The organism is Pseudomonas sp. MF5691 (assembly GCF_016405645.1).
GTDB classification, from domain to species: Bacteria; Pseudomonadota; Gammaproteobacteria; order Pseudomonadales; family Pseudomonadaceae; genus Aquipseudomonas; species Aquipseudomonas shahriarae.
Genome location: NZ_JAEKDC010000036.1, coordinates 25,873 through 36,365, shown reverse-complemented (window position 1 = coordinate 36,365; position 10,493 = coordinate 25,873). Strand labels below are relative to the sequence as shown.

Here is a 10,493-nt window from a genome sequence, read left to right as displayed (position 1 = left end):
CGAGGCATTGCAGTTGGGCCGCGACGGCCTCACAGGAGGACAGGGCCTCTTCAAGCATTTTTGAAGTCAATGGTTTCTCCTTCGACCATTACGTCGGTGAGGTGCAGGGAGCGGTCCAGGCGCACGCAGTCGGCAAAGCTGCCGGGTTGCAGGCGGCCGCGTTGTTCCAGGCCCAGGTAATCCGCAGGAAATTGCGACAGGCGCTGTGAGGCTTCGCTGATGGGCAGGCCGATCTTCACCAGGTTGCGCAGCGCCTGATCCATGGTCAGGGTGCTGCCGGCCAGGGTGCCGTCGGCCAGGCGTACGCCGCCCAGGCATTTGGTCACGGTGTGGCTGCCCAGCTTGTATTCGCCGTCGGGCATGCCGGCGGCGGCGGTGGAGTCGGTGACGCAGTACAGGCAGGGAATCGAGCGCAGGGCCACGCGCATGGCCCCGGGGTGTACGTGCAACAGGTCCGGGATCAGTTCGGCGTATTGCGCGTGGGCCAGTGCGGCACCGACGATGCCCGGCTCGCGGTGATGCAGCGGGCTCATGGCGTTGTACAGGTGGGTGAAGCTGGTGGCGCCGGCGGCCAGCGCTGCGACGCCTTCTTCATAGCTGCCCAGGGTATGGCCGATCTGCATGCGCACGCCGCGTTGGCTGAGGGTGCGGATCAGGCCGTCATGCCCGGCGATTTCCGGGGCAATGGTGATGACCCGGATCGGTGCCAGGCGCAGGTACTCCTCGACCTCGGCCATCAATGCCGTGTGGGCAAAGTTGGGCTGTGCGCCGAGCTTTCCTGGGTTGATGTAGGGGCCTTCCAGATGCACCCCCAGCACCCGGGCGCTGCCGCTTGGACGGTTTTCGCAGAACTGGCCGAGTTCGCCGAGCACGCGGGAGATTTCCTCGACCGGTGCAGTCATGGTGGTGGCCAGCAGCGAAGTGGTGCCGAAGCGCACATGGGTGCGGGTGATGGTCTCGAAGGCACTGCGGCCTTCCATGATGTCCTTGCCGCCGCCGCCGTGTACATGCAGGTCGATAAAACCCGGCAGCAGGTAGGGCAGGTCGTTGTCGGCCGGGTCGCAAGGCACACCTTCGACGGCGCTGACCTTGCCTTCGTGGTGCACCAGGCGGCCGCGCATCCAGCCGTGGGGCGTGAGGATATTGTCTTCGGACATGGCAGTTCTCTAAGGCCGCAGTTCGGCGGAAAAGTCGTACCTACGCAGCTCAGCGACAAAGTCGTAGTAGTCGTTGCGGCAGTAGGTGTCGGTGATTTCGATCGGCGTGTTGTCGGCGGTGTAGCCGACCCGGGTCATCAGCAGCATGGCGGTGCCGGGGGCGATGCCCACCAGGGCGGCGAACTCATCCGAGGCGTTGATGGCCTGGATATGTTGCAGGGCCCGCACCACCGGTTTGCCGATGCCTTCCAGGTATTCGTAGAGCGAGCTGCCGATGGCCTGGGGGGTGGGCACGATCGAGGCGGGCAGGGCGCTCATTTCAATGGCCATCACGGTGTCATCTGCCTTGCGCAGGCGCTTGAGCCGCGCCACTTTGTCGGTGGGCGACAGGCACAGGCGGATCAGCTCTTCGTGGGTCGGCGGGGTGATCTCGCGCACCAGCCACTGGGAGCTGGGGGCAAACCCCTTGAGCCGCAGCATTTCGCTGAACCCCGAGAGGCGTGACAGCGGCTGTTCCAGGCGTGGCGTAATAAACGTGCCAGAGCCCTGGCTGCGGCGGATCAGGCCTTGGGCAAACAACACTTCCAGCGCTTTACGGGCGGTGACCCGGGAAATACCCAACTGCTCGCTGAGCACACGCTCCGAGGGCAAGGCCTGCTCGGATTTCCACTGGCCAGCATGGATCGCCGCTTCGAGGTTGCGGGCCAGTTGCAGGTACAACGGCGTGGATTGTCGGTCGTCAGGACGCAGGGTCTGGATGGGATTCATCTGTAGGGTTTCCGATGCGTTATTGGAGTGTTGTCGCCCGGTAATGGCCGGAAATTAATACCACTTAAATACCATGTCAATGCCGCCAAAAGCGTGCGGAACCGGCTTGCAGGGCACTTTTTCAGGGGGTGGTATCAAGTGGTATTAGAGAGGTCTTTGTCGCGCGCAGAAACGCACAGCCCCCGCCGATGAAATGGTATTCACCGGCAGGGGCTGTGGCAGAGGCAGGTTTTTTTTGAATTATTTTACCAACGGTCGAAGTTACGGACGGATCTCGATCATCGTGCCGTCCTTGACCAGGTTCCACACTTCGCGCATGTCGACATTGCGCATGCCGATGCAGCCGTCGGTCCAGTCCAGGGTGTGGAACCACTGTTCCGGATACTCCTCACTGTCTGGCGTGCCGTGGATCATGATCATGCTGCCGGGCTTGACCCCTTCGCGGCGGGCGCGGGCGGCATCGCTGATATTGGGGTAGGAGATATGCATGGACAGGTTGAAACGGTCGCTGGTCTTGCGCCAGTCGATCCAGTAGAAGCCTTCCGGGGTGCGGCGGTCGCCTTCGATCAGCTTGTGGCCCTTGGGGTTCTTGCCCAGGGAGATGCGGTAGGTCTTCAGCGGTTTGCCGTCGTGGATCAGTTGCAACTGATGGGCGGACTTGAGCACCAGGATCTTATCGACGGTTTTACCGCCCAGGGTTTGCAGGGTGGTGGCTGACGACAGGGTGACGAACGACAGGCAGAGCAGAGCAAGCAACCAACGCATTGCAGCGGTATCCCTTTGACGGTGACCTTCGATTGTTATTGTGCAGGGTGAGTCAAGGGTGGCACCGATTCGCTGCGCACGGGAAACACCTGTTGCCGACGGTCGGCGAAAAAGCATTCTAGGGTACGCCGTACCGTGCGGAAAGCCAGGTCGGACCAAGGGATGTCCGCTTCATCGAACAGTTTGACTTCCAGGCTCTCGGGGCCGGCGGCAAAGTCCAGGTCGATCAGTTCGGCGCGGTAGAAGATATGCACCTGGCTGATGTGCGGTACGTCGATCAGCGTGTAGATCGTCAGGTTGCGCACCCTGGCGCAGGCTTCTTCGAGGGTTTCGCGCATTGCGCCCTGTTCCACGGTCTCGCCGTTTTCCATAAAACCTGCCGGCAGGGTCCAGTAGCCCAGGCGCGGCTCGATGGCGCGCCGGCACAGCAGCACTTGGTTGCCCCAGACGGGCAGGGTGCCGGCGACGATATTGGGATTCTGATAGTGAATGGTCTGACAGTGGTCACACACATAACGCAGGCGCGCGTCGCCTTCGGGAATGCGCTGGATGACCGGTTTACCGCACTGGCTGCAGAAGTTCATGCTTGGGTTCCTGGGGACTGCGCCTATCTTGGCGTGCAGGGCAGTGGCCTGCAAGTTGTCGTTTAGCGACACGGCCGGGGTTTTGGGGTTGGGCACCCGTACGCTTTGGTGCATGATGCAAGGTAGCCAACAGATCGAGATGACTCATGCTGGACGAGCTACTTCGCCGGGTAACCAATCACACGCCACGCACGCTGGAAACTGACAGCCGTTTCCCCGAGGCCGCCGTGCTGGTGCCGATTACCCGCAGTGACGAACCCGAGCTGATCCTGACCCTGCGTGCCAGCGGCCTGTCGACCCATGGCGGCGAAGTGGCGTTTCCGGGTGGGCGCCGTGACCCCGAAGACCCGGACCTGGTGTTCACCGCGCTGCGCGAGGCCGAAGAGGAAATCGGCCTGCCACCGGGCCTGGTGGAAGTGATCGGGCCCTTGAGCCCCCTGATCTCCCTGCACGGCATCCGCGTGACCCCGTATGTGGGTGTGATCCCCGACTATGTCGAATACCTGGCCAACGATGCCGAGATTGCCGCCGTATTCAGCGTGCCCCTGGAGTTTTTCCGCCAGGACCCGCGTGAGCACACCCACCGTATCGACTACCAGGGCCGCAGTTGGTACGTGCCCAGCTATCGCTTTGGTGAATACAAGATCTGGGGCCTGACGGCGATCATGATCGTCGAGTTGATCAACCTGCTCTATGACGATGCCGACATCAGCCTGCACCGTCCGCCGAAAAGCTTTATCAATACTTAAGCCATCGTTTGAATGGCAAGCCGTGAGGGAAGACCATGAAATACCGCCTGGGCGATGCCCGCGTCGAGACACATCCACACAGCTGGGTAGCCCCCAATGCCACGCTGGTGGGTAAGGTCAAGCTGGAGGAGGGCGCCAACGTCTGGTTCAACGCGGTGTTGCGTGGCGACAACGAACTGATCCTGATCGGCAAGAACAGCAACGTGCAGGACGGCAGCGTGATGCACACAGACATGGGCTACCCGCTGACCCTGGGCACCGGTGTGACGGTGGGGCATAACGCCATGCTGCATGGCTGTACCGTCGGCGACTACAGCCTGATTGGCATCAATGCGGTGATCCTCAACGGCGCCAAGATTGGCCGGCACTGCATCATCGGCGCCAATTCGTTGATCGGCGAAGGCAAGGAAATCCCTGATGGCTCGCTGGTAATGGGCTCCCCCGGCAAGGTGGTGCGGGAATTGACCGAGCAACAGAAGAACATGCTGGAGGCCAGTGCTGCGCACTATGTGCATAACTCTCAGCGCTACGCCCGTGACCTGGTCGAGCAGCCGGAATGAACCCGGTTGAACGCCCCGTCGCCTCGCCCTGCGTGAGCATTTGTGCGCTGGATGACGACGATATCTGCACCGGTTGCCAGCGCAATGTCGACGAAATCACCCGTTGGAGCCGCATGGACAACGCCGAGCGCCGGGTGGTGCTGGGGTTATGTCATGAGCGGGCGAAAGCCAGTGGGGTGTTGTGGATGATTCCTGGGAAATCTGGCGCCTGACAGGGCGCTATCGCAGGCAAGCCAGCTCCCTCATTTTGAAATGCATTCCAATGTGGGAGCTGGCTTGCCTGCGATGAGGCCCCTCCAGACGACATCCCTTTAATTGTGTACCCTGTGCGCATTACCCACAGGTCCCTCGCCCCATGCTCTTCCTGATCGCCTATATCAGCAGCGTCGTGCTGATCAACTTCGCCTTTTCCACCGCCCCGCACCTGGATGTCATCTGGTCCGCCTGGGGTGGCCTGGTGTTTATCCTGCGGGACATGGTGCAAACGCGCTTCGGCCACGGGGCGATTATCGCCATGCTCGCGGCGCTGGTGCTGTCCTACATCACCTCCGATCCGTCCATCGCCCTGGCCAGCGCCACGGCGTTCGCGGTCTCCGAGTGCATCGACTGGCTGGTCTTCAGCATCACCAAGCGCCCGTTGCATGACCGGCTGTGGATCAGCTCGGCGCTGAGCATTCCCCTCGATACCTTTATCTTTTTTGGCCTGATCGGCGCGTTGACGCCGGCGGTGGTCGGTACCGCCCTGGCCTCGAAATTTGCCGGGGTCACCGTGGTGTGGCTGGCCATGGCCTGGCGTTTGCGGCGCCAGCGTGTCGCCAACTGAGGCCAATGCCCGCCGTTCATGTAAAATGCCGGCCTTTCTCCCCCTGATCCGCTCCCCTGAGGACCTGAGATGACCCGAATCGGAACTCCATTGTCGCCAACCGCGACCCGCGTATTGATGTGTGGCTGCGGTGAGCTGGGCAAGGAAGTGGTAATTGAGCTGCAGCGCCTGGGCGTTGAAGTGATTGCCGTGGATCGCTACGCCAACGCGCCGGCCATGCAGGTGGCGCATCGCAGCCACGTGATCAACATGCTCGACGGCGCAGCCCTGCGTGCGGTGATCGAGGCGGAAAAGCCGCACTTCATCGTCCCGGAAATCGAAGCCATTGCCACCGGCACCCTGGTGGAACTGGAGGCTGAAGGCTTTACCGTGATCCCCACCGCCCGTGCGGCGCTGTTGACCATGAACCGTGAAGGCATCCGCCGCCTGGCCGCTGAAGAGCTGGACCTGCCGACCTCGCCGTACCATTTTGCCGACACCGTGGAAGACTACCGCAAGGCCGTCGAAGACCTCGGCTTCCCCTGCGTGGTCAAGCCGGTGATGAGTTCGTCGGGCAAGGGCCAAAGCCTGTTGCGTAGCGCCGATGACGTGCAGAAAGCCTGGGACTACGCCCAGGAAGGCGGGCGTGCAGGTAAAGGTCGGGTGATCATCGAAGGGTTTATCGACTTCGACTACGAAATCACCCTGCTGACCGTGCGTCACGTCGGTGGCACCACCTTCTGCGCGCCTGTGGGTCATCGTCAGGAGAAGGGCGACTACCAGGAATCCTGGCAGCCCCAGGCCATGAGCCCGGCGGCCCTGGCCGAATCCGAGCGCGTCGCCAAAGCCGTGACCGAGGCCCTGGGTGGTCGTGGTCTGTTTGGGGTCGAGCTGTTTATCAAGGGCGACCAGGTGTGGTTCAGCGAAGTCTCGCCGCGCCCTCACGACACCGGGCTGGTGACCCTGATTTCCCAGGACTTGTCGCAGTTTGCCCTGCACGCGCGGGCGATTCTTGGCCTGCCGATCCCATTGATCCGCCAGTTCGGGCCTTCGGCTTCGGCGGTGATTCTGGTGGAGGGGCAATCGACCCGGACGGCGTTCGCCAACCTCGGCGCGGCCCTGAGCGAGCCGGATACCGCACTGCGTCTGTTCGGCAAGCCAGAAGTGAATGGTCAGCGCCGCATGGGCGTGGCGTTGGCGCGGGATGAGTCGATCGAGGCTGCCCGGGCCAAGGCGACCCGTGCTTCTCAAGCGGTGGTTGTAGAGCTGTAAAAGCATCGCGGGCAAGCCCGCTCCCACATGTGGAAGGCGTTCCAGTGTGGGGGCGGGGTTACCCGCGATAGCGGTCTATCAGGCGACCTTGTTCAAATCGTTATCCCGCGTCTCTTTCAGGCACAGCACCGCAATCAAACTGAGCAACGCTGCCGCCGACACATACCCGCCGACATAACTCAGCCCACCCATCGCCACCAGTTTGGTCGCGAAAAACGGTGCGGCCGAAGCCCCGACAATCCCGCCCAGGTTATACGCCGCCGACGCCCCGGTATAACGCACGCGTGTCGGAAACAGTTCCGGTAACAAAGCCCCCATCGGCGCAAAGGTCACGCCCATCAGGAACAGTTCCAGGCACAGGAACAGCGCCACGGCCCAGGTCGAGCCGTGGGTCAGCAATGGTTCCATGGTGAAACCCGACAGAATCGCCAGCACCGCACCGACGATCAACACCGGCTTGCGCCCATAGCGGTCACTGGCCAGGGCTGCCAGCGGTGTGGCCGCGCCCATGAACAACACGGCAAAGCACAGCAGGGCGAGGAAGGTTTCGCGGCTGTAGCCCAGGGTGCTCACGCCATAGCTCAGGGAAAACGCCGTAGTGATATAGAACAGCGCATAGCACACCACCATCGCGGCCGCGCCCAGCAGCACCTGCAACCAATGCTGGCTGAACAGCTCCACCAGCGGCACTTTTACTGGTTTTTCCTTAGCCACGGCGTTGGCGAACACCGGGGTTTCATGCAGTTTGAGGCGCGCATACAGGCCCACCATCACCAGCGCGGCGCTGAGCAGGAACGGAATGCGCCAGCCCCAGCTACGGAATTGTTCATCGTCCAGGTTCATCGCCAGGATCAGGAACAGCCCATTGGCCGCCAAAAAGCCAATGGAAGGCCCCAACTGCGGGAACATGCCGAACCAGGCACGCTTGCCCTTGGGCGCGTTTTCGGTGGCCAGCAGCGCGGCGCCGCCCCATTCCCCGCCCAGCCCCAGGCCCTGGCCGAAACGCAGCACGCACAGCAGGATCGGGGCCCAGGCACCAATGGTGTCGTAACCCGGCAACAGGCCGATCAGGGTGGTGCACACGCCCATCAGCAGCAAGGAGGCCACCAGCGTCGACTTGCGCCCGATGCGGTCACCGAAGTGGCCGAACAGCGCCGAACCCAGTGGCCGCGCGATAAAGGCGATACCGAAGGTCAGGAACGCCGCCAGCATCTGCGCGGTGCCGGAATTCTGCGGGAAGAACACCGGGCCGATCACCAGCGCGGCGGCCGTGGCGTAGATATAGAAGTCGTAGAACTCGATGGCGGTGCCGATGATGCTCGCGGTGGCGACCCGGCTGGTCGAGTTGGTCGGGGCGGCGGGAGCGGCCTCGTTATAGGTGGTGCTCATTGAGGTATCCCTGATGGTCATTGCGCGCTTGGCGCGGATTATTATTGGTCTTGCACCCATGGATCAGGGCAGTGCGCGGCGTTGGCTCGGGATGGGAGCGGGTACCGGTCAGACACGGGGTTGCGGTGCCTGGACACGCTCAGTGCGGATAGCACGCGGTCGGGCGGGGCTTGGGTAAGCGCGATTGATTATAGGAAGGGGGTTGCGCTGCAAACAAGGGCTGGAGCGCGGTCTTAGGGGCTGAAAAGATCAAATGTGGGAGAAGCGGGCGCCTCGGTGTATCAGTGACACTGAGGTGAGGCTATCGCGGGCAAGCCCGCTTCCACACGGGCTTGTCCACCGTGAGTCAGGTGGCAATCGGCGCTGAGCCGATATGCCAGATCAGCACCTTGCTCACCCGATTGTCTTCAGTTTCGAGGATTTCCAGGCGATAACGGCCGATCTTCACGCACACCGAGCAATCGGGAATGGTCTCCAGTGCTTCGGTCACCAGGCCGTTGAGGGTCTTGGGGCCGTCGCTGGGCAGGTGCCAGCCCAGGCACTTGTTCAGCTCGCGGATCGATACGGCACCGTCGATCACATAGCGGCCGTCAGGCTGGGGCTGGATCAGCGGGTTATCCAGGCTCTGCTCGCTTTCGAATTCGCCGACGATCTCTTCCAGAATGTCTTCCAGGGTGACGATGCCCAGCACTTCGCCGTATTCGTCCACCACCATGCCCAGGCGGCGTTGCTGCTTGTGGAAGTTGAGCAATTGCAGCTGCAGCGGCGTGCTTTCCGGGACGAAGTACGGCTCGTGGCAGGCTGCGAGCAGGGCTTCCTTGGTCAGGCTGGCATCGGGCAGCAGGTGCTGGATCTGCCGGGTGTTGAGCACCGCCTCGACCTGGTTGATATCGCTGTGGAACACCGGCAGCCGCGTGCGCTTGGAGCTGCGCAGTTGTTCGATGATCTCCTCGATAGGGTCGTCGAGGTTGATGCCATCGACTTCGCTGCGCGGCACCAGGATGTCATTGACGGTAATGTTGTCCAGGGCGTGGATACCCGGCATACCCGGCCGAGGGTCGTCGTTCGCGTCTGAGGCTTGCTCGTCGGACGGGTCGCTCTGTGGCTCGTCGCTTTTCTTGACGATCCCCGACTTGCGTTCGAAAGGGCGCAGCAACAGCAGGCTGAGGCCATTGAGCAGCCAGGCCAGGGGATAGAGGATTTTCAGCGGCACACCCAGCAGCGTATTGCCAAACCCCAGCACCGCGTGCGGATAGCGGGTGGCGAGGGTGCGCGGCAGGTAGTCGGCCAGCACCAGCAACAGCCCGCTGGAGACCAGCCAACCCAGCCAGGGACCGTTTTCGGCCCAGGCATAGATCGCCAGCAGGGTGCACAGAATCACCACCACCGCGCGGCACAGGGTGTTGCACAGGATCAGGCTGTTGCGCGGGAAGTTGAGGCGGGCGGCGGCCTTGTCGCCCTGCCGCGTACCGGGGCGCAGGGCCAGCAAATGGAGCTGGGCCGCCTCGATGGCGGTAAACAGCGCCGACCACAAGACCAGCAGCGCGACTACCGCGAGCATCGGCTCAAGGGGCAAGTTGTGCATGATTGCCGCCCGTCAGATATGCAGGATGAATTCGCGAACCAGCTTGCTGCCGAAATACGCCAGCATCAGCAGGCAGAAGCCGGCCAGGGTCCAGCGGATCGCCTTGTGCCCGCGCCAGCCCAGGCGATTGCGGCCCCACAGCAGCACGCTGAACACCACCCAGGCCAGGCACGCCAGCAGGGTTTTGTGCACCAGGTGCTGGGCGAACAGGTTCTCGACGAACAGCCAGCCGGAAATCAGCGACAGCGACAGCAGCGTCCAGCCGGCCCAGAGGAAACCGAACAGCAGGCTTTCCATGGTCTGCAGCGGCGGGAAGTTCTTGATCAGCCCGGAAGGGTGCTTGTGCTTGAGCTGGTGGTCCTGCAAGAGCAGCAGCAACGCCTGGAACACGGCGATGGTGAACATGCCGTAGGCGAGGATCGACAGCAGGATATGCGCGAGGATGCCCGGCTCCTCGTCGATCACCTGCACCGTGCCGGTGGGGGCAAATTGCGCCAGCAGCACTGTCAGCATCCCCAGGGGGAAGAGCAGCAACAGCAGGTTCTCCACCGGGATCCGCGCGCAGGCCAGCAGCGTCAAGGCAATGACCGCAGCGGCAATCAGGCTGGCGGCGCTGAAAAAATCCAGGCCCAGGCCCACTGGTGTCATCAGGTGGGTGAACAGGCTGGCAGCGTGGGCCAGCAAGGCGAACACGCCGAGGCCGGCCAGCAGGCGTTTGTCCGCCCTGGCGCGTTGGGCCAGACGGGTGCCCTGGTAGAGGGTCGCAGCGGCATACAAGAGTGCGGCGGCGAGACTGGGTAGCAAACTGGGTGACAAAGGGAGCATAAATCCTGTTAGGCAAGCCCGAAAGCCGATGAGTTTG

12 protein-coding genes are annotated in these 10,493 nt (G+C 62.6%); 5 read left to right on the top strand and 7 right to left on the bottom strand.

Features of this window, described 5'->3' with window-relative positions; all coding sequences use genetic code 11:
* Nucleotides 1-50: 50 nt before the first annotated feature.
* The 4 genes from nagA to JFT44_RS27420 form a co-directional block, all read right to left on the bottom strand.
* Entirely contained in the window at nucleotides 51-1,157 is a 1,107-nt protein-coding gene (gene nagA / locus JFT44_RS27435; RefSeq protein ID WP_128593884.1) for an N-acetylglucosamine-6-phosphate deacetylase, read from the bottom strand.
* A gap of 9 nt (nucleotides 1,158-1,166) precedes the next feature.
* Nucleotides 1,167-1,925, bottom strand: coding sequence for a GntR family transcriptional regulator (locus tag JFT44_RS27430; RefSeq protein WP_057959542.1), 759 nt, complete (start codon nucleotides 1,923-1,925; stop codon nucleotides 1,167-1,169).
* A 261-nt stretch (nucleotides 1,926-2,186) separates the two neighbouring features.
* Nucleotides 2,187-2,690, bottom strand: a complete 504-nt coding sequence (locus tag JFT44_RS27425) for a murein L,D-transpeptidase family protein (protein ID WP_057437979.1) — start codon at nucleotides 2,688-2,690, stop codon at nucleotides 2,187-2,189.
* Nucleotides 2,691-2,725: 35 nt separating this feature from the next.
* On the bottom strand, nucleotides 2,726-3,274 hold the full coding sequence (locus JFT44_RS27420; RefSeq protein ID WP_057959544.1) for an NUDIX hydrolase: 549 nt from the start codon (nucleotides 3,272-3,274) through the stop codon (nucleotides 2,726-2,728).
* A 146-nt stretch (nucleotides 3,275-3,420) separates the two neighbouring features.
* On the opposite strand from JFT44_RS27420, the gene JFT44_RS27415 reads away from it, so the two are divergent.
* The 5 genes from JFT44_RS27415 (at nucleotide 3,421) to purT (ending at nucleotide 6,657) form a co-directional block, all read left to right on the top strand.
* On the top strand, nucleotides 3,421-4,023 hold the full coding sequence (locus JFT44_RS27415; protein WP_057959545.1) for a CoA pyrophosphatase: 603 nt from the start codon (nucleotides 3,421-3,423) through the stop codon (nucleotides 4,021-4,023).
* Nucleotides 4,024-4,058: 35 nt separating this feature from the next.
* Nucleotides 4,059-4,583 (top strand): gamma carbonic anhydrase family protein, encoded by a 525-nt coding sequence (locus JFT44_RS27410; protein WP_186626222.1) that lies wholly within the window; start codon nucleotides 4,059-4,061, stop codon nucleotides 4,581-4,583.
* Nucleotides 4,580-4,795 carry a DUF1289 domain-containing protein gene (locus JFT44_RS27405; protein WP_057437987.1) on the top strand — a complete coding sequence of 72 codons (216 nt, stop codon included), beginning with the start codon at nucleotides 4,580-4,582 and terminating at the stop codon, nucleotides 4,793-4,795. Before JFT44_RS27410 ends, JFT44_RS27405 begins: the two co-directional genes overlap by 4 nt.
* 143 nt (nucleotides 4,796-4,938) lie before the next feature.
* Nucleotides 4,939-5,406, top strand: a complete 468-nt coding sequence (locus tag JFT44_RS27400) for a VUT family protein (RefSeq protein ID WP_029296170.1) — start codon at nucleotides 4,939-4,941, stop codon at nucleotides 5,404-5,406.
* A 69-nt stretch (nucleotides 5,407-5,475) separates the two neighbouring features.
* Complete coding sequence (gene purT, locus JFT44_RS27395; protein WP_057959546.1) at nucleotides 5,476-6,657, top strand: formate-dependent phosphoribosylglycinamide formyltransferase; 1,182 nt, start codon at nucleotides 5,476-5,478, stop codon at nucleotides 6,655-6,657.
* Between the two features lie 78 nt (nucleotides 6,658-6,735).
* Here purT and JFT44_RS27390 read toward each other — a convergent pair whose 3' ends face one another.
* The 3 genes from JFT44_RS27390 to JFT44_RS27380 all read right to left on the bottom strand — a co-directional run bounded on the left by JFT44_RS27390 (nucleotide 6,736) and on the right by JFT44_RS27380 (nucleotide 10,456).
* Entirely contained in the window at nucleotides 6,736-8,046 is a 1,311-nt protein-coding gene (locus JFT44_RS27390; protein ID WP_057959547.1) for an MFS transporter, read from the bottom strand.
* A gap of 346 nt (nucleotides 8,047-8,392) precedes the next feature.
* Entirely contained in the window at nucleotides 8,393-9,631 is a 1,239-nt protein-coding gene (locus JFT44_RS27385) for a transporter associated domain-containing protein (RefSeq protein WP_057959548.1), read from the bottom strand.
* A gap of 12 nt (nucleotides 9,632-9,643) precedes the next feature.
* Nucleotides 9,644-10,456 (bottom strand): inner membrane protein YpjD, encoded by an 813-nt coding sequence (locus tag JFT44_RS27380; protein ID WP_057437993.1) that lies wholly within the window; start codon nucleotides 10,454-10,456, stop codon nucleotides 9,644-9,646.
* Between the last annotated feature and the right edge of the window lie 37 nt (nucleotides 10,457-10,493).

Bases quoted from the DNA above. Each gene is read 5' to 3' on its own strand.
- JFT44_RS27405 (WP_057437987.1), top strand. From the start codon at position 4,580: ATGAACCCGGTTGAACGCCCCGTCGCCTCGCCCTGCGTGAGCATTTGT.
- JFT44_RS27390 (WP_057959547.1), bottom strand. From the start codon at position 8,046: ATGAGCACCACCTATAACGAGGCCGCTCCCGCCGCCCCGACCAACTCG.
- JFT44_RS27415 (WP_057959545.1), top strand. From the start codon at position 3,421: ATGCTGGACGAGCTACTTCGCCGGGTAACCAATCACACGCCACGCACG.
- nagA (WP_128593884.1), bottom strand. From the start codon at position 1,157: ATGTCCGAAGACAATATCCTCACGCCCCACGGCTGGATGCGCGGCCGC.
- JFT44_RS27380 (WP_057437993.1), bottom strand. From the start codon at position 10,456: ATGCTCCCTTTGTCACCCAGTTTGCTACCCAGTCTCGCCGCCGCACTC.
- JFT44_RS27400 (WP_029296170.1), top strand. From the start codon at position 4,939: ATGCTCTTCCTGATCGCCTATATCAGCAGCGTCGTGCTGATCAACTTC.
- JFT44_RS27430 (WP_057959542.1), bottom strand. From the start codon at position 1,925: ATGAATCCCATCCAGACCCTGCGTCCTGACGACCGACAATCCACGCCG.
- JFT44_RS27410 (WP_186626222.1), top strand. From the start codon at position 4,059: ATGAAATACCGCCTGGGCGATGCCCGCGTCGAGACACATCCACACAGC.
- JFT44_RS27385 (WP_057959548.1), bottom strand. From the start codon at position 9,631: ATGCACAACTTGCCCCTTGAGCCGATGCTCGCGGTAGTCGCGCTGCTG.
- JFT44_RS27420 (WP_057959544.1), bottom strand. From the start codon at position 3,274: ATGAACTTCTGCAGCCAGTGCGGTAAACCGGTCATCCAGCGCATTCCC.
- JFT44_RS27425 (WP_057437979.1), bottom strand. From the start codon at position 2,690: ATGCGTTGGTTGCTTGCTCTGCTCTGCCTGTCGTTCGTCACCCTGTCG.
- purT (WP_057959546.1), top strand. From the start codon at position 5,476: ATGACCCGAATCGGAACTCCATTGTCGCCAACCGCGACCCGCGTATTG.